Below are 18,713 nucleotides of genomic sequence, written 5' to 3'. Positions count from 1 at the left end.
TTCAGCCAGACTTTACTCACCCATGCAGTAGCCTCAGCTGTGTGAAAAAGCCCTCAACACATCATCTGCACAGGGCCACCAGACCCTTAGTATGCAGTCCGGGCTTTATCCGCCGCCTTGCCCTAGCAAATCCGTGAAATCCGAGAAATCCGTCTGAATCCGTGATTACCTTTGCGCTTGTGAGGAAATCAGTAAAAAACATTCCGGCGGAGCTGCTCCGCGAAGTCGAAATCACCGACATGGTGGCCGAGGGCAAGTGCTTGGTGCGCCGCGAGAACCTAGTAATCTTCGTGACGCAGGTAGCTCCCGGCGACGTGGTTGACCTACGCGTGACCAAAGCCAAGAAGAACTTTCTGGAGGCCGTGCCCACGCGCTTCCATAAGTATTCCGACCTGCGCGTAACTCCGTTCTGTGAGCATTTTGGCACCTGTGGCGGCTGCAAATGGCAGCATCTGGGCTACGAAACCCAGCTGCAGTTCAAGCACCAGCAAGTGGCCGATACGTTGCAGCGCATTGGCAAGGTAGCACTGCCTGAAATCCTGCCCATTCAGGCCTCGCCCGACCAGACCTACTACCGCAACAAGCTGGAGTACACCTTCAGCCACAACGGCTGGCTGACGAACGAGCAGATCAACAGTGGCCACGATTACGAGCGCCGTGTGCTGGGCTTCCATACGCCCGGCCGCTTCGATAAAATTCTGGATGTAAACCACTGCTGGCTGCAGCCAGACCCGAGCAATCAGATTCGGCTGGCCATCCGCGACTATGCGCACGAGCACGATCTGCCCTTCAACAACCTCGTAACCCAGGAGGGCTTCCTGCGCAACCTCATCATCCGGACGGCCAACTCCGGCGACCTGATGGTGATTTTGCAGTGCTACTACGCCCACGACGCGCTGTTCCCGCTCCTGGACTTCATCAGTGAGCGCTTCCCGCAAATCACGTCCCTGAATTACGTGCTCAACGATAAGGGCAACGAAACCTTCCACGACCTGGAGGTGGTGTGCTATAAAGGCGAGCCGCACATTCACGAGGAAATGGAAGGCTTGCGCTTCCGCGTTGGGCCGAAATCGTTCTACCAGACGAACTCCGAAGGCGCCTACAACCTCTATAAAATCACCCGCGACTTCGCTCAGCTAACCGGCACAGAACTGGTGTACGACCTCTACACCGGGGCCGGCACCATTGCCAATTTTGTGGCCCGGCAGGCCAAGCACGTAGTGGGCGTAGAGTATGTGGAGTCGGCGGTGAAGGATGCGTACATCAACTCTGAAATCAACGGCACCACCAACACCGAGTTCTACGCCGGCGACATGAAGGATGTGCTCAACGCCGAGTTCATTGCCAAGCACGGCCGCCCCGACGTGGTCATCACCGACCCACCCCGCGCTGGCATGCATCCTGATGTAGTGTCCCGCCTGCTTGAAATGCGCGCCCCGCGCATCGTGTACGTCAGTTGCAACCCCGGCACACAGGCCCGCGATCTGGAACTGCTGGATGAAGCGTATAAGGTCGTGAAAGTCCAGCCCGTGGATATGTTCCCGCACACGCACCACGTAGAGAATGTGGTGTTGTTGGAGTTAAAATAACTCTTCTGTCATCCTGAGCGCAACGAAGGACCTTATCATGACAGAGCGATAAGGCACTACACTATAGCACTGCAACATAATAAGATCCTTCGTTGCGCTCAGAATGACAGGACGAATAATCAGACTCATCTCATCATATATGGACTACACCAACGACCCCGAACTGAACGGCAAATACCTTGGCACCATCACCAAGGACTTTGCTACCGTTTCTGATACGCTAAGCGAGGCTTCCTCCCAGATCCGTAAGCGGGATATTTCAAAGTACCCCATTTTCGTGTTTGCCCGCCAGGAGGTGCCGCTGGGTGGCCTGCTGATCAATGCCGACGAGTTGAACCTGGAGTGGCACGTGTTTGCCAGCTACCTGGAGCTGTTTGTGCAGCAGGGTATTGTGGGGCAGGATGGCATCGAAGCCTTTCAGAGCACCTACCGCGATGCCGATGAGTATTGCTGCCTGTTTGTACTGGATGAGGAGTTCACCAACTTCGTGTACATCCCCTACCCCGAGGATTAGCTTAAACCCATAGTAACAAGTTGCGCTGGAAACATCCTCTTACTTTACTAGCCCCTAAAATCAGGTAAGCCCTTACCGCCTCCATGAGCAGCAAGGGCTTACCTTTTTTGCACCTTCTCCGCGAATAGCTTGGCGCGTATGGCAGTACTAGGGCTACTATTTACCCAAAGTGGTTGAAGCCCTGGGCGCGCAGCGGAATAGGCTGGCCTGATTTGGAAATGAGGTTGGCGCCTTCGCTTTTCTCTACCATGTGACCGATGATGGTGATATCGGGGTGGTTTTTGAGTTTGGCGTGGTCGGTCAGTGGCACAGTGAACAACAGCTCGTAGTCTTCGCCGCCGTTGAGCATGCACATGATGGGGTCGAGGTTAAACTCTTCGGCTACCTCCAGCGTGGGGTTGGCTATGGGCAGATTCTCGGAGAAAATGCGCGCGCCGGTGCCGCTGGCCTGGCACAAGTGCAGCACCTCAGAGGCTAGGCCATCGGAAATATCAATCATGCTGGTGGGCACTACGCCCAGGTCGCGCAGCTCATGAATTACGTCCATGCGGGCTTCGGGGCGCAACTGGCGCTGGAGCACATAAGGGTATTTGCCTAACTCAGGCTGAGTTTCGGGGTCGGCCTGCCAGGCTTGCTTTTCGCGCTCCAGTATTTGCAGGCCGAGGAAGGCACCGCCTAGGTCGCCGGTAACGCACAACAGGTCGTTGGGGCCAGCACCGCTGCGGCGTACGGCCTTGCCAGCCGCTACTTGCCCCAGCGCCGTGATGCCGATGGTCAGGCCGCTCCGGCTGTTGGTCGTGTCGCCGCCTACCAGATCCACGTTGTACGCTTCACAAGCCAAGCGCATGCCTTCGTATAGCTCCTCAACAGCCTCTACCGTGAAGCGGGCCGGAATACTCAACGCTACCACTAGTTGCGTGGGCAAAGCGTTCATGGCCGCAATGTCCGACACGTTTACGGCCACAGCTTTGTAGCCTAGGTGCTTCAGGGGGCAAAAGGTGAGGTCGAAATGCACGCCTTCTACCAGCAAATCGGTGCTGATGACCAGCTCCTGCCCGGCCTCAGGGGCCAGAATAGCGGCATCATCGCCGATGCCGAGAATAGTGCTGGGTTGGCGGAGCTGTACTGTGTCCTGAATCCGGCGGATTAGTCCAAACTCACCTACTTTATCGAGAGGCGTCATGGTATCACAAAAAGTTGTGGGGGTATCCTAATTAGCAGGCAGTGCCGTTACGCTGCGCCCGCCCAATCAGCTTACAAAGGTAAGGGGCCAGCGGAAAGTACAGCTGCTAGGCTCTTTTCAACTCAAAACCGGTTAGCAAGCTGAATTCATTACGTATTCAGGCAGGTTTGAGGCACAGCCCACCCTAGTAAACCCGCCATGTAAACAAAGTTGCCTTAGCGGCCCTTTGTGTTTCTCGGATGCCTAGCGGCCGAAAGTGGCAGTACTTTGGCCGTTTCGGGGCTTGGATGTTGAGCGTTTTTTAAAGAAAATGCGTTGGCGTACCTACACTTCCTTTTACCTACTTAGTTGCATGAAGCGCATTGCCTCTTATTTTCTACTACTAGTTATGCTGGCCACCGTAGTGAGCTGCAACCGAACACCCAAAGCTATTGATCCGGCTTCGGCGCAGGCCGTGAAGGTGCAGCTGGATATTCTGCGCGATACCGTGGAAGCCCGCTGGAGCGAAATGCAGGCCTCAGATGATGCTAAAATGCGCGATACCCGGGACCTACTGCGGGAACTGACAACCCAACCTGGCACCGACCGTACCCAGCTGGCGCAGCTTCAGTATGCCAACGACCGGCTGCCCCGCCGCCGCTACGATCAGCAGACGATGGCAGCATCAAATCTGATTGATGCCTATGATGCGGCCCAGGACTCGTTGCTGCGCGCTGTATATGCCGTGGCATTACCCCCTGATCGTGAGCCGCTTGCTCCAGTCAAACTTCTCACCGACCGGATTCAGACGGCGGATGCCGAGTTGGTCAATTTTCGCGTGCGCTACGATCAGGCGGCCAACCGCTTCAACAACTACTTGCAGCTCCATACGGCTGAGCTAGAGCAGTTGGGCAGCAAGTACCGCAAACTCAAGCCCCTACCCCTCTTCACGCTTCAAAACTAGCCAAACTGGCTCCTACTTAGAAAAGGCTAGGCCCGATGTTGTGGCCTAGCCTTTTTTGCTTGAGTTCACCAAATCTGAAAATTTTCCTACTCAAAATCAGATAGTTGCCTATTTATTGTCTACTGACGCAACCTTAGCAGCCCTGTTCTGATCATGTGGGTGTTACCGCCACCTTATTTGCCTATTCCTTCCAACTCATTTTTCGTCAGCGGTTTTTATACGCCTAGGTTATGATATGAGAAGAGGCGTCCGGATAACTCCGGACGCCTCTTCTATTTTTTGCTCAGGAGCAACGTGCGTTTACAGCTTGGCCATTTCATCCCGCACAAAATCTGCGAGGGTACGCAGATACTCCGTGCTGAAATCGAAGCGGATACCGGCAGCAGCATAGATTTCGCCAATTGGGGCCGTATAGCCCAGCGCCAATGCCCGCTGATAGCCCTGCAGAGCGGCCTTGGGGTTCTGGCGATAGTTGCGCCATACGGCAATGGCCCCCAGCTGCGCCATAGCGTACTCAATGTAATAGAAGGGCACTTCATACAAGTGCAACTGCTTCTGCCACATATAGGGCTTAATGTGCTCTAGCCCTTTCCAGCTAACGGTACGCTGGTTGAAATCATCAAAAATCTGAGTCCAGCAATCATGGCGCTCCTGCTCCGTGTGCTCTGGGTTTTCATATACCCAGTGCTGGAATTTATCGATGGTGGCCACCCACGGGAAGGTTTCCAGCACGCTTTCCAGGTGGGTTTTCTTGGCCCGCCGCAATTCATCCTCGTCCGTAAAAAACACATTCCAATGGTCGAGGCTGATTAGCTCCATGCTCATGGAAGCCAGCTCAGCTACTTCTGATGGCGGGTGCTTATCGGCGCTGAGGGGCAAGCGGCGCGTCAGGAAGCTGTGCACGGCATGGCCGCCTTCGTGCAGCATGGTCACCACATCGCGCAGGGAGCTGGTGGCGTTCATAAAAATGAACGGAACCCCCGTTTCATCCAGTGGGTAGTTATAACCGCCCGGCGCCTTGCCTTTACGCGACTCCAGATCGAGGTTGCCCATTTCGCGCATAGTGCGCAGGCACTGACCCAGGAAGGGGTCGAGGCGGTCAAAGACCGTTACGGTCTTTTCCAGCAGCTCCTCGCCGGTTTCGAACGGGCGCAACGGAGCCTTCCCTGATACATCTACATCAAGGTCCCAGGGACGCAGCTCGGGCAGGGCTAGGTCCTGGCGGCGCTCCAAGTCCAGGTCATCGATGAGCGGCACCACCGTTTCGCGGATGGCGCGATGAAAATCAAAGGTGTCCTGGGGGGTGTAATCGAAGCGACCTAGCGCCGCGAACATATAGTCGCGGAAATTAGCGAAGCCAGCATTCAACGCTACTTGGTGACGCAGCCCAATGAGTTCAGTAAACAAGGCATCCAGGGGCTTCGCATCTTGCAAACGACGCTCCTGAATGGCGTGCCACGCGGTTTCCCGCACGGTACGATCGGGGCTTTTTAGGCGGTCGGCAGCGCGCGGCAACGTCATTTCCTCCCCATCAAGGGTAACCGTCATGGCGCCGGCAATGGCGGCGTACTGCTGCTGCTTGGTGCTGATTTCGGTTTTGAGCGGAATATTCTCGGCCCGATAAATTTCCAGGGCCTGCCGCACGGAGCGCGTGAATACGCGGTAACGGGCCGGATCTAGCTCGCTGAGAAATTCCGAGCCAATCATTTTCTCATTGAGCGCATGGTCGTAGGGAGCTACGTTGGGCTCAATCTCGCTAACGAAATACTGAAAAGCATCGGCGCGGGCGGTATCCTGCGTGTCGCACGTCATGCGGATGTAGCGCCAGGCCAAATCTTCGCTTAGCACTGCCTCCAGCTCCGACCGATTCAGCAGCCATTGCTCCAGCTCTTCGGCAGAGCGAATGGGCCGGTCACGGAGCTCAATAAAGTGCGGCTCAATGGCCGACCAGTCAGTAACTGTAAAGGTTTCAGGTAGGTAGTACCGGGGCGGGCGCTGCGTTTCAGTTGCCAGCTCGGCGGCAGGGGCAGAGTAAGTCATAATCAGATCAACAAAAAGGGAGGCCGCGCACGCTTCGGCCCAAAAAGACTAGTACTACAAACAGGCTCCGTGGGTTAGAATTATGTAGTAACACACAAGGTACAAGGTTTCGCCAACTGTTCAGTTGGGGCAGCAAAGCAGCTTCCTGCCTGCGGTAGTTCCACTTGCATGATACGCTTTCCGGTACGGCTACTTCCCTCTTGCCTCAGAAAGTGGTTCCTAGTCTATTTCAATAACGACGTCGTTGGTGAGCGGATGCCCAACGCAAATCAGTACGTAGCCTTGTTTCAGTTCAGCATCGGAAAGGCCCTCGCGCTCATCAAGATGCACTTTTCCGGAAAGGCACTTGCCGCGGCAAGCAGTGCATAAGCCGGCTTGGCAGGAATACGGCAGGTCGATATCCTGATTTAGTGCGGCTTCCAGAATGGTTTCTTCCGGCGCCACCGCAATTTGGTACTCCGAGCCTTCGTAGTTGATGGTAACGGTGCGGGCCTGGGTTTGGCTGTCGTCGTCGGCCACTGATACGTCGCCGTGCCCGTTGGGCTGCGCTGCGGCAGTTTCCGTAGCATCGGCTGCGGCCACAAAGCTTTCCCGGCGGATTCGGGCACTTGGCACCCCTAGTAGCTCTAGTGCTGCCTGCGCCTCCAGCATCATGCCATCGGGCCCACAGAGGTAGTATTCGGCCTGTGGGGCTGGGAATTGGTGGCGCTGCTCCAGAATACGGAGCAGCATAGTGCGGTTGAGGCGGCCGGTGTGCCGGTGGCCGGCAGTGGGGTTCAGCGGTTGGCTAAACACGTGCTCTACCTGAAAACGGCCGGCGTACTGCTGCTCCAGCTGCTGCAGCTGCTTAGCAAAAATTACTGATTCCTCGTTGCGGTTGCCGTATACCAACAGCACGTGGCTCTGGGGCTCTTCGCGCAGCACCGCTTTCAGCATGCTCATCAGGGGCGTAATGCCCGAGCCGGCACCTACCAGCACAATGGAGCGCGCTGAGTTTGGCTGCGGCGAAAGAACAAAATTGCCGAGCGGCGCCATCACTTCCACTTGCTGCCCTACCCGCACGGTATCCAGCAGATAATTGCTTACGAGGCCACCAGCCACCCGCTTTACCGTTACGGCCAGCCGGGGCGCTTCGCTGGGCGTGCTGCTCAGAGAATAGGCGCGGCGCTCCTTCTTGCCCCCGGCTCCGCAGGGCAGAATCAGGGTCAGGAACTGACCAGGTTGGCTGGTTATAACCTGACGGTCAGGGCGTTCAAAATGAATAGTAACGGCATCAGGTGTTTCTTGGGTGAGCTCAACAACGTTAAGCGTAAGGTACGGGCTGCTCATGGAGGCGAAACTTGGAATCAGGAAGAACTGCTGAGTGGCAGCAGGCAAGGGGCAAAAATACAGGATAATGTGGCGTACGCCGTAGCTTGCATCTCGTTGAAGTCACGTATAAAATATTGACCGCGCACCGGCTTACCTGTTTGGCTGGCCTAGTAACCGCTGGGCACTGTCCTCTGTTCGGCCCTACCCCTCTCCTGCAACCCAACCTATCTTCCTGCATGCTTGCCCAACTTCTCGAACGACACCAACACGAATTCGGCCCCGTATTACCCGTTGACCTGAATGCGCCCGACGTGGCCCGGCTTGATTTTACCAGCGCCAACCCGTTGCTTGCCAATGCCGACCTGCGCGATACCGCGGCGTTTGAGGAATTGGTGGGGCGGCTGCTAGCTGCCCAAGACGCCCATATCGGAGTAGGCGGTTACCTCGAAAACCGTGTAATCTACCGCCGCAGCCCGCTTTTTGGTGATGAAGCCCTGCCCTCTCGCTCGTTGCACCTGGGGGTGGATGTGTGGCTGCGCGCCGGCACCCCCGTACTCGCCCCGCTGGAAGCCGTAGTGCACAGCGTTCAGGATAACGACAACTTCGGCGACTACGGCCCCACTGTGATTCTGCAGCATCAGCTCGAAGACACGGTTTTCTATACGCTGTACGGCCACCTCAGCCGCCGCGAAACCCTGCTGCTGCGTCCCGGCATGTCCATCGCCAAAGGCGAAACCTTCACGGAAGTTGGCCCTGCCCCTGAAAACGGCGACTGGCCCCCACACCTTCATTTCCAGGTGCTCTCAGATACGCTGGGCTTGGAAGGCGACTTCCCCGGCGTAGCCTTGCCAGCAGAACGCGAGAAATGGGCCGCCCTCTGCCCCGACCCAAACCTTATTCTGCAGAGCCGCTGGCTGAGTTCATAGCTACTAGCCCTTCCAGAAGCAGAAAGCCCTGCACTACTGCTAGTGCGGGGCTTTCTGCTTCTGGAAGGGCTAGTATTTTTTGTAAAAGCCAGGCTTCTAACCCAAACCCAATTAGTCGAACTTGATGGCTACTACTGGCTTGATGCGGGAAATTAGATAGGTTGGAATCAGGACCGCGAGCAGCGAGGTAGCAAAGGTGGCGGCGTTCAGCACCACTATAATAAAAGGGTCCCAATGGATTGGCACGCGGTCCATGTAGTAGTTCTCGGGGTCCAGCGGAATCGGGTGAAAAAAGTACTGGATGGCACAGAAACCCAATCCGATGAGGTTGCCATAGAGCATGCCGCGTACCGTGAGGCTCAGGCCCCGGAAAAAGAACATGCTGCGAATCTGGTTATCGGTCGCGCCAATAGCCTTGAGTACGCCAATCATGTTGGTGCGCTCAAGAATCATGATGAAAATCGTCGCTACCATATTAAAGGTTGCCACGAAAATGATCAGAATCAGAAAGATAACCACGTTGCGGTTCAGCAGCTGCAGCCAGTCGAAGAGCTGCGCGTACTGGTCTGTGATTTTGTCCAGCTTCAGGTCGTAGCGCAGGTTTTCGTAGAGATTATCGGCAATGGGGTCTAGCTTAGTGAAGTCTTTGAGCGTCACCTCCATGCCGCCCACCAACGAGTCGGGCCAGGCGTTCAGGTCCCTGATCTGGGCAATGTCGCCGATAACGTAGGCTTCATCAAACTCATCGAGGCCGGTTTGGTATATGCCTTTGATGGTGAACTGCCGCACCCGCGGCGGATTCTGAATAAAATAGAACAGCGCTTTGTCGCCGGGTTTCAGGTTCAGCTTATCTGCAATTTTGCGCGACACCAGAATATCGTTGCTGGCGGCCGAATCGGCGAAGGTGATAAACTGCCCGGCCACCATATTCTGGCGCATCGTGGAGCGGCCGGCCTTTTCGTCAATTCCTTTTAGCACCACGCCCAGCACTTCATCCTTGGTTTTGATGATGGCGGTTTTACGGGCAAACGACTGAATGCCTTGCACCTGCGGGTTACGGCGCAGTTCCTGCACAAGCCTAGGAGAGCTAATGGGCTCTACCTCCACTGAATTGTTGGTATCGTACTTGCTGATTTGCAGGTGAGAGCCAAACGAGAAAATCTTGTTCTGAATTTCGTTGCGAAAGCCCTCCAGTATAGCAAACGACACCACCATCACGGCCAAACCCATGGCAATGCTGATGATGGCTATCTTTGTCACCGACGAGGTAAACGAACCTGCGTCGGCGCTGTCAATCTTGTTAGATATGTACTTTGAGACGTTCACTGGCGTAAAGCTAGACGAATCCTGTTAGTTTTCCAGTCCTTCGCTTCCTCCATGCCGTCTTTCCTTTCTTCGGGCCTCCTGAGCCTCGCCCTTCTCCTCGCTGACTGCACCCGGCCACCCCAAACCGCTTCTGGGCAGGCTACTCCCCCTCCTTCTGACCCAGCGCCTTTGCGCCAGACGGTCACCTCGCCACCCCAGGTAGTGCTGCCGGCCGCGGAGTTGCGCATGGGGGCCGAGCAGTTTGACACGTATCTGCCATTGCTGAAAGGCAAGCGCGTGGGCCTGGTGGTCAACCAAACCGCTCGGGTAGGCCGGGCTTTCCTAGTAGATACATTGCTGGCTAAAGGGGTAGGCGTGAAAGTTATTTTTGGGCCCGAGCATGGCTTCCGGGGCGAAGCCGCCGATGGCGCAACCATCAAAGACGGCAAAGATGCCCGCAGTGGGTTGCCCGCCCTTAGCCTGTACGGAGCCACCAAAAAGCCTACGCCCGAAATGCTGAAGGATGTGGACGTACTGGTGTTTGATATTCAGGACGTAGGAGCCCGCTTCTATACCTTTATCAGCACCATGCACTACGTGATGGAGGCCGCAGCCGAGCAGAATAAGGAGGTTATTATCCTCGACCGTCCCAACCCCAACGGCTGGTATGTAGATGGCCCTGTGCTGGAGCCGCAGTTCAAGACCTTCGTGGGCATGCACCCCATTCCGGTGGTGCACGGCCTAACGGTGGGCGAACTGGCTCAGATGATAAACGGCGAAAAGTGGCTGGCCGGTGGCCGCCAATGCCGCCTGACGGTTATTCCGGTGGCGGGCTACACCCACACTACCCGGTATAATCTTCCCGACCGGCCTTCGCCTAACCTGCCTACTGCGCACTCCGTCTCGCTGTATGCTAGCCTGTGTTTGTTTGAAGGTACCGACGTAAGTGTGGGCCGGGGTACTGCCATGCCGTTTGAGGTAATTGGAGCGCCCACCCAGCCCAAAACCCGGCCGTTCAGCTTCACCCCAACGCCGAACCCCGGTTCCCCTACCCCTCCACAGAACGGCAAGCTCTGCTACGGCCAAGACCTGCGCCAAACCGGCGACGACGTAGGCTTCACACTACGCTACCTGCTCGATTTCTACCAGCAAAGCACCGACAAGGCCAACTTCTTTAACAAAGGATTTGAGCGCTTGGTGGGTACTGCAGCATTGCGCCAGCAGATTATTGCAGGCAAAACAGAGCAGGAAATCCGGAAATCCTGGGAGCCGGCGCTGGGCCAGTACAAAGCGCTGCGGAAGAAATACCTGCTCTACCCCGATTTCAACTAACCTCTACCCTAGTAACACGCCCCGCCGGTCGGGGCGTGTTGTTTTCTTTGCATGGCTGATACATCTACTCTTCGCATCATTTTCATGGGTACGCCGGAATTTGCCGTGCCCACCCTGGAAGCCTTGCTCTCGTGGTCTGGGGCTGCGGTGGTGGCCGTCATTACGGCGCCCGATAAGCCCGCCGGCCGCGGACGGCAGCTACAGGGGTCTGCCGTGAAGCAGGCGGCCTTGCATCACGGGCTGCCCGTGCTCCAGCCCACCAACCTCAAGGATCCGGAGTTTCAGCAGGAGCTACGCGCCTTGTCCGCCGATTTGCAGGTAGTAGTGGCCTTCCGGATGCTGCCCGAAGCCGTCTGGAATATGCCGCGGCTAGGCTCCATTAACGTCCATGCTTCCCTGCTACCGCAATACCGTGGGGCCGCTCCTATCAACTGGGCCCTGATTCATGGCGATACGCAGACGGGCGTAACCAGCTTTTTCCTGCGCCACGAAATTGACACGGGGAACCTCATCTATCAGGATGCCGTGGCCATTGCCCCGGAAGATGACTTTGGCTCGCTCTACGAAAAGCTGAAAGCAGCCGGTGCTGCGCTAGCATTGCGCTCCGTGCAGGCCATTGCCGCTGGCACGGCACCCAGCATTCCGCAGCCAGAAATAGTTGAGCTGCGCCCGGCGCCTAAGCTCCAGAAGGAAACCGGCCGCCTTGATTTTCAGCAGTCGGCGCCGGCACTGGCCAACTTGGTACGGGGCCTGTCGCCGGTTCCTACCGCTTTCACGCAGCTACCCGATGGCCGCACCCTGAAAGTATTCAAGGCACTACCCCTCGATGACGAGGAAGCCAGCGGCCCCGATGCGAACCAGCCCGGCAAGTGGTTTACGGATGGCCGCACCTACTTGCGCGTGCAAACGGCCAATGGCCTACTCGACCTGCTTGATGTGCAGTTGGAAGGCAAAAAGCGCATGCCGGTCCAGGAGTTTCTGCGCGGGTTCAATGCTACTAGCCTTGCCGGCTAACTAAACCCTACCCAAGCGGTTTGCCGGTTAGAGCGCCGCGCAGGGGTAGCAACTGTGCTTACTCATTCATAATTTATCACGCATCAGCCCTTCAACCCTATGACTGCCCTAGTAGTAGCCGTGGCCGAGAACGGTGTAATTGGGGGCGACAACCGCCTGCTCTGGCACTTGCCTCTGGATTTAAAACATTTCAAGCAGCTCACGCAGGGCCACCCTGTGGTTATGGGGCGACGCACCTATGAGAGTATCGGTCGGCCGTTGCCTAACCGAACCAACATTGTCATCACCAAGCAGCAAGACTGGCAGACCGAGGGCTGCACTACGGCGCACTCAGTGCTGCAGGCTTTAGAACATGCCCTCACGCTCGATGAGAATGTCTTCATCATTGGGGGCGGCGAAGTTTACCGCCAGGCCTTGCCCGCTGCCGATACTGTGTACCTAACCGAGGTGCATCACTCCTTCGACGGCGACATCACCTTCCCAGAACTCACCTCTACGGAGTGGCGTGAGGAAAGCCGGGAGCGACACGAACCCGACGAAAAGCACGCCTATCCGTTCAGCTTCGTAACGCTGCGGCGCCGGTAAGCATCCTGGTTTTACTAGCTCTTGCCAGAGCCCAAACCGATTGAAAGCAGCACTATCTGCAGACACGACACACTAGCTGGCTTTCTGACTGACTTGTATGCAATAAAAAAGAGGCTACCGAATCCGGTAGCCTCTTTTTGTCAGATGGGTTGGCTTAGCGGAGCAATACCAGCTTGCCCCAATCCTTTTTGAAGGCTTTATCGCCAGCGGTGGTACGCTGCTTGAATTTGCCTTCTGGGTCGTCGAGAATTACCCGGTACAGATAGGTGCCGTTGGCCAGCCGGTCGCCGTAGGTATCGGTGCCGTCCCAGGCGTACTCGGTCATGTTGTTACCGATGCGCAACGGGCCCAGATCCGCCATCATGATTTCCTTCACCACCCGCCCGGTTAGCGTCACAATCTGGATTTTCATGTCGCGCGGCAACGTGGAGCCCGTGAGCGTGAACACGAACTTGGTTTTGCTCGTGACGGGGTTTGGATACGGGAATACGTTGGTGATGGTAGAATTGCTGATTACCTCAAACGTGATGCGGTAAGGCTCGGAGCCTGCTAGGTTACCCGAGCCGTCACGGCCCTGCACTTCCAAGGTATATACCCCATCCGGCAGCGGCGTGCTCTTGCCAGGCTGATACTCCAGTCGGGCAGTTCCCTGGGCAGAGTCGGCCACGAACGTAATACCCGCCGCATTTAGGTCAACGGGTTCGGAGGTGGTACTGAGCGGTCGTGTGATGGCCACGATAAACGACGAGGCATCGCGCATGGGCCGCAGCTTATCAACATCGCGCAGCTGCAAGGTAATAATAGGCGTCGGCGATACGATGTCGCCGTTGAGTAAGTGCCGGCCATCGAATGCCACATCAAGCGTGGGTGGCGTATCACGGCTGTTCAGCTCAAACGGCGGCAGTGCCAGCTCGTTGTTGAAGTAGTACAACTCGGGCTGCACCCGTGGGTTCATCACTACTTGTCCGGTCAGGGTTCCACCCAGCCCAATGATGTTCAACTTCACCTCATAGGTGCGCTGGGTGTGCGCTAGCAGCGGATTGCCCTTAAACTCCACCTTCTTCTCCACGGTGCGGTTGGCATTGTCGCGGATGAGAATGGAAGCCACCAGCGGATCCGTAAAGTCGAAGTCCGATACGTTCTGGAAGCTTACCGGTACCGTGATGGTACCCGTTTGGGCCTGCTGGGCGAAGGTAGCGGCATCGTATGCAGTAGGTGAAGTGGCTAACACCACATCGCGGCGCACAACCCCTTCCGGCACACCCTGGTAAGTAACTAGCCACTGCTCCAGCTGCGGAGTAGCGCCTCCACCATTCGTGCGCAATACAGCCTGCAACTGCAGATACGGATACTTTTCGGCGGAAACGCTGCTCAACGACTCGGTCCGGTTGGTGATATTCGGATTCAGTACTACCTCATTTCCCGATTCATCAATGCCAATAAGACGGAGCGTGTAGCTGTTTGAGGTAGTTGTCCGGATGGTATGGAAGAGGGACTGCCACTCGCGGGCCGGCCCAATGCGGGTAGAGGTGATAGTAGCTTCCTGCCCATTATTATTGAAAGACCATTGCCCACCGGGCACGGCCACCTGTATGCCGCTCAGCTCGTCGCGGCGGAACTGGCCGGGGTGGCTCTGCGACCATCCGCCCGAGCGGCCATTTATCACTCGGAAGGAGCTAGTGGCCCACTCGGGACTTTCATCGCCCTGGGCAGCATGCAGACGCAAGCGCCAATACCACACCACACTGTCGCGGCCTACCGTAGGCAGCGTTACCTGCCACTCCGGCACCATCACGGCCGAGAGCTTGGTTTTCTGAATCAGGGGGCTGTTGAACGTCTGAACGGTATCCACTTCCATGTCATATTCCCGGGCAGTAGTCGTGATGACGTTGCTTTGGCCAACCAAGCGCACCACGGTGGTGCCTATGATGCCAAACTCCGGCGGGCTAAGCGCTGTAACGCCGCCCGTCAGGAACGAATACTCCAGGGTTGCGCGGTTGTTGGTTTCATCTAGCTCGTCGATCTTATTAGCTGGGTCCAGTTCCACCGTGAACGTATTCAGGCCCGCAATGCTGCTCCCTGTAGTTGGGTTCGTGATGGTGAGAGTGTACGTAGTATCGCGGCGGGCCTGAGGCACCGAGAACAGCAGTATCTCGTTCGGCCGGCTGGTATAGGTGCGCGTCACCCGAATTTCCAGCGTGCCTTTCGTGCTGCGGCCGGGGTTACTAACGCCCACTTTCAACTCAAACGTGCGGGCCGTGATGGGCACTAGTGAGGGTGAAACCTGCAACTGGTTGTCAGCCGTCTGGAAGTCTGGCTTGTCCGGCGAGAACAATTTCAGCTCCGGGTCACCCTGCCAGATGGTGTTCATCAACATAGCGGTGCGGGCCGTTGGGCGGGGGCTGTTGCCCTGCAGACGCCGAGTTACCTCGCGCTGCACCTCGGCCACCGGCCGGCCATACCACATAGCGTCCGAAAACAGCAGTTTGGCCATTTCAGTGTGCATCACGTGCAAGTCAGTCTCAAAGCCTAGGTCCGAATCGCTCAGGAACCCAATAAGGCCTTTGGAATCAGCCAGCAGGTAATCCTCGCCGCCAAATGAAGTGGGCCCGCGGAACGAGTTGCCCGCCGAGCAGCCGCTGATGTACCACACCGGATACTTGCCTTTGTTGGCAAACCCAGTGGTAGCATCGTTGATGTTAGCAATGTTCCACATCAGGTTATGCGGACCACCATGACCAAAATAGGAGATGAACGACAAACCGGCATTGAAGTCGGCGGCTAGGTTCAGCGGAGGCGTATCGCCGGGAGCAGTGCCGGGGTAATCGGAGCGGCGGTAGGTTTTTACCACTTTTCCTGAGAAGGGCGGTTTCTGCACGTACGCTGCATAGGTGTTTACGTAGCTCGTAAACACACCATCTTCTTCGGCACCTCGGCCGCCCGACATATGCAATACATTCCGGCGCCACGGCTCGTAGCCCAGCGCTTCATGTTCCTTTAGCTTGTTCAGGTAGTTGAGCACCTGCGTAGGCGTCTGGGTAGAAAGGCGGCCGGTGTTCATGCGGGCCACAAAATCGTTGGTCTGCCAGTTTGCCGTGAAGAAGGCATCGGAAATGCCTCGGGTGCTGGCGGGCACCAGGTTACGCACCGGGTTAGCGCTGTTACAGCCGAATGTATTAGGACTGGTTCGGATAAAGCCACAGTTGTTTTCGCTTACGCCAATGCCCTTGCCTAGCAACAGCAACGACTGGGGCCGGTTGGAGCCGGTGAGCATAAACTGAGCAAACTGCCGCACCGCCAGCGCCGACATCTCGCCGTAGTGAAACTGGTCGTAGAGCTGCTGGGAGGTAACCACCAGGGTATCCCAGCGGCCGCCCTGGCTGGAGGCCCGATAATCAGCATACGCCCGCACCGGATTAGCTACGCTGCCTACCGGCTTCATCAGCACGGGGTGCGACACGATTAGGAAGTTATGGGCGCCGGGCGAAATCGACCGGAAACGGACCCGTTTGGCGGGCCGGGGCTGCAGAGGCTGGCTGATATCGAAGAGCAGAAGATTGCGCGTGCGCCCATCAGTAGCAGAGGCAAAGCCAAATCCGCGCTGGCTAGCACTAGGTCCTTCATTGCCTTCAACCCGCTGCACATTATAGGCATCGGTAATATCAAAACCGCGGACGGTAGCCGGAATAGAATCGAGCTGGAAGTACGCCGGGCCGGTTAGGGAAGAGTCGTTGGAGAAGTACACCTGCCGGCGCTTGGACAGCCAGCGGTTGGTTTGCGGATGTATGATGCGCGTGAAGGCCACCCGACACCGGTCGCCCCAAGCGGCACGCAGGCCCGAGCCTTTTTGCGTGATGCTCAATTGAATACGGCTACCCGTGCGGTCAGAGGGTAGCAGCGGAAACATGCCACGGCCCGACCCAAAGTTGGAGAAGTTGATGGTTCCGAGCACGCGTGTACCACCGGGGGCCACCACCGATACCTCCGATATGTGCTGCCCCATGCTGGAACCTACCAACTGAATATCCAGCAGCATGCGAGTAGCATCCGTAGATACCGACCACACAGAATCAGCCCGCACGTTCAGCTTGATAACCGTAGGAGTAGAACTGCCATTCTGGGTGAAAAACAGTGCTTGATCTGCACTCAGAAAGCCCTCACCCTCCTCTGCCCACGGATGGTAAATATTGTCTTCGTCGCTGATAACGTTGAAGGCATTGGTGTAGGCTTGATAGGCGCGGTTCAGGCGGTGTGGGTGCGGAGCCGAGGCCGCCGGATTCGACTGCGCCATACGCTTTCCAGTAGCGGCGTTCGACCACGTCAGGAAATACGCGGCTGTGTCGGTGAACATGCTGTACAACGGCTGCGGCTGGTCGGCGGCCAACCGGTACATACCCCGGTCCAAGGCCGCATCATTCTTCTGGCCAAAGAACTCGATGTAGGTAGTGGCATCGAGAGCGGTTTGGTTGCCGCCCACATAAATGGCCACTTCCTTACCGCGGCGCCACAGCTGCAGGCGGTCGGGGCTTACGCCGCTGATGCCCGCTTGCTGCAGGTACTGATAGTCGAGCCGATAGATGCCATTCTGGGCTACCTGTACTTTGTAATATTGCTGCCCTGGCACAATCCATTCGTTGCCAAACGGCCCAGACTGGGCCTGCGCAACCGAAATACTGAAAATCCAGAGCAGAAACGCCAGCCACCGTAACTTCGGGTAAGCCTGTTTCATATAGTAGTGCGTTAGGGTTCCGATGAGGAAGGTAAAGGCTGCAGAGAGCTGCAGCTATTGGTACAGGGCAGGGTTTACTTGAAACCGTAGCCTAGTGATACTATAATAGAGGTTGGCTGAGAGCGTTGGCCTAGCTTTTCTACGGCCAGTCGGGAAAGTGCCATATCCAGCCGCAAGCCGCTTAATGCCACCCCAACGCCTAAGCTGGGCTGCGCTTTCCACTCCTCGGAGCCAGTAAAGGACTGCACCTGCTGCAGATTCCCGATACCGCCGCGCAAATACACCAACTGCTTATAGCCTAGTTCTAGGCCCGCCCGCGGATCAAGGCTAACGGCGCTGGACGATACGAGCGTGTTACGCTGCCCATCGGTGGAGATTTCGAGGTCGAAGGCACCTAGGGCGGTAAACTCGCCGGGCAACTGCACCAGCCGGCCCACGCCTAACACAAAGAGAGGAAGCGTGATTTCAGTGCTGTTCTTAGGAATAGGGTCGGTGCCCTCCGGGGAGCTAGTAAACTTGAATTCGTCGCTGTTGATGGACCACGCATTGTAGGTAGTGGTAATGTCGCGCGCCATCAGGCCCAGGCGCCAGTTGTTGCGGTTGTACTGCACGCCGGCATCAATACCAAAGCCCCAGGCATTGGCAAAAGAGCCCACATTGCGGTAAATCACTTTGGCATTGGCTCCCACCTGAAGCCCCTCTACGCTTTCTATTTTGCGGGCGTAGGATAGCAACAGCGCATAGTCGGCTACAGAGAAGTAGCGGATGCGGGTGTAATCAATGTAGCCGTACTCATTTACTAGGTCGCGGGTATCGGCAATGTCATCTACGCCTAGCCGGATAATGCTGGCTCCTAGGGCGCTTTTGTCATCAAGCGGCATAGAGAAGGCCGCGTAGTCGTTTTTCACGATACCCGAGAACAGCTCGTTGTGCATCAGCACGGCATCGTACTTGGTTTTCTGGTTGACCAGACCGGCCGGGTTCCAATAGCCAGCGGTAGCGTCATCGGCCAGTGCAACTTGCACTTTGCCCATGCCAAGCGCGCGCCCTCCTACCCCGATATTCAAAAATTCATTGCTGTATTTAGGCGTTTTGGTCTGGGCCAGGGCGGAGCTAAACGCGCCCAGGCTCAGGCCCACGCCCAACACGAAGGCAGCACAACGGGAAAAGTGAGGCATAGAAGTGTAGAACCAGATAATCAGGAAAGAAAGATTAACGCGGCAGCAACGCAAGATACTTATT

13 protein-coding genes are annotated in these 18,713 nt (G+C 56.6%); 7 read left to right on the top strand and 6 right to left on the bottom strand.

All coding sequences use genetic code 11. The annotated features are described in order from the left end of the window. Positions 1 to 179: 179 nt before the first annotated feature. Complete coding sequence (rlmD, locus tag ACYVGU_RS03605; RefSeq protein WP_460620934.1) at positions 180 to 1,589, top strand: 23S rRNA (uracil(1939)-C(5))-methyltransferase RlmD; 1,410 nt, start codon at positions 180 to 182, stop codon at positions 1,587 to 1,589. A gap of 139 nt (positions 1,590 to 1,728) precedes the next feature. Continuing rightward, the gene (locus ACYVGU_RS03600) at positions 1,729 to 2,103 is read left to right on the top strand and encodes a hypothetical protein (protein WP_044002587.1); all 375 of its coding nucleotides are present in this window, start codon (positions 1,729 to 1,731) and stop codon (positions 2,101 to 2,103) included. Positions 2,104 to 2,263: 160 nt separating this feature from the next. Here the strand turns inward: ACYVGU_RS03600 and thiL are convergent, their stop codons facing one another. Then, positions 2,264 to 3,286 carry a thiamine-phosphate kinase gene (thiL, locus tag ACYVGU_RS03595; protein WP_460620933.1) on the bottom strand — a complete coding sequence of 341 codons (1,023 nt, stop codon included), beginning with the start codon at positions 3,284 to 3,286 and terminating at the stop codon, positions 2,264 to 2,266. A gap of 352 nt (positions 3,287 to 3,638) precedes the next feature. Here thiL and ACYVGU_RS03590 point away from each other — a divergent pair, with 352 nt between their 5' ends. Beyond that, complete coding sequence (locus ACYVGU_RS03590) at positions 3,639 to 4,229, top strand: hypothetical protein (protein WP_460612430.1); 591 nt, start codon at positions 3,639 to 3,641, stop codon at positions 4,227 to 4,229. Between the two features lie 300 nt (positions 4,230 to 4,529). Here ACYVGU_RS03590 and ACYVGU_RS03585 read toward each other — a convergent pair whose 3' ends face one another. Both ACYVGU_RS03585 and ACYVGU_RS03580 read right to left on the bottom strand, forming a co-directional pair. Then, positions 4,530 to 6,269, bottom strand: a complete 1,740-nt coding sequence (locus ACYVGU_RS03585) for a M3 family oligoendopeptidase (RefSeq protein WP_460620932.1) — start codon at positions 6,267 to 6,269, stop codon at positions 4,530 to 4,532. A gap of 219 nt (positions 6,270 to 6,488) precedes the next feature. After that, on the bottom strand, positions 6,489 to 7,598 hold the full coding sequence (locus ACYVGU_RS03580; RefSeq protein WP_460621991.1) for a 2Fe-2S iron-sulfur cluster-binding protein: 1,110 nt from the start codon (positions 7,596 to 7,598) through the stop codon (positions 6,489 to 6,491). 218 nt (positions 7,599 to 7,816) lie between these two features. Between ACYVGU_RS03580 and ACYVGU_RS03575 the strand changes: the two genes are divergently transcribed. Beyond that, the gene (locus tag ACYVGU_RS03575; protein ID WP_460620931.1) at positions 7,817 to 8,506 is read left to right on the top strand and encodes an aminotransferase class III-fold pyridoxal phosphate-dependent enzyme; all 690 of its coding nucleotides are present in this window, start codon (positions 7,817 to 7,819) and stop codon (positions 8,504 to 8,506) included. A gap of 111 nt (positions 8,507 to 8,617) precedes the next feature. Here the strand turns inward: ACYVGU_RS03575 and ACYVGU_RS03570 are convergent, their stop codons facing one another. Continuing rightward, positions 8,618 to 9,832 carry an ABC transporter permease gene (locus ACYVGU_RS03570; RefSeq protein WP_460620930.1) on the bottom strand — a complete coding sequence of 405 codons (1,215 nt, stop codon included), beginning with the start codon at positions 9,830 to 9,832 and terminating at the stop codon, positions 8,618 to 8,620. Between the two features lie 51 nt (positions 9,833 to 9,883). On the opposite strand from ACYVGU_RS03570, the gene ACYVGU_RS03565 reads away from it, so the two are divergent. The 3 genes from ACYVGU_RS03565 to ACYVGU_RS03555 all read left to right on the top strand — a co-directional run bounded on the left by ACYVGU_RS03565 (position 9,884) and on the right by ACYVGU_RS03555 (position 12,742). Then, positions 9,884 to 11,143, top strand: a complete 1,260-nt coding sequence (locus tag ACYVGU_RS03565; protein ID WP_460620929.1) for an exo-beta-N-acetylmuramidase NamZ family protein — start codon at positions 9,884 to 9,886, stop codon at positions 11,141 to 11,143. Between the two features lie 51 nt (positions 11,144 to 11,194). Next, a complete protein-coding gene (fmt, locus tag ACYVGU_RS03560; RefSeq protein ID WP_460620928.1) occupies positions 11,195 to 12,157 on the top strand; it encodes a methionyl-tRNA formyltransferase in 963 nt (320 codons plus the stop codon). A 99-nt stretch (positions 12,158 to 12,256) separates the two neighbouring features. After that, a complete protein-coding gene (locus ACYVGU_RS03555) occupies positions 12,257 to 12,742 on the top strand; it encodes a dihydrofolate reductase (protein ID WP_460612437.1) in 486 nt (161 codons plus the stop codon). 154 nt (positions 12,743 to 12,896) lie between these two features. Here ACYVGU_RS03555 and porU2 read toward each other — a convergent pair whose 3' ends face one another. Further along, on the bottom strand, positions 12,897 to 17,471 hold the full coding sequence (porU2, locus tag ACYVGU_RS03550) for a putative type IX secretion system sortase PorU2 (RefSeq protein WP_460620927.1): 4,575 nt from the start codon (positions 17,469 to 17,471) through the stop codon (positions 12,897 to 12,899). 74 nt (positions 17,472 to 17,545) lie between these two features. Then, positions 17,546 to 18,649: a putative type IX sorting system protein PorV2 gene (locus tag ACYVGU_RS03545; RefSeq protein WP_460620926.1), complete on the bottom strand. Its 1,104-nt coding sequence runs from the start codon at positions 18,647 to 18,649 to the stop codon at positions 17,546 to 17,548. Between the last annotated feature and the right edge of the window lie 64 nt (positions 18,650 to 18,713).

The sequence above is a fragment of the Hymenobacter tenuis genome, from assembly GCF_054780495.1.
The sequence above is the reverse complement of the archived record's forward strand: the minus strand, read 5'-3'. Positions and strand labels throughout refer to the sequence as shown.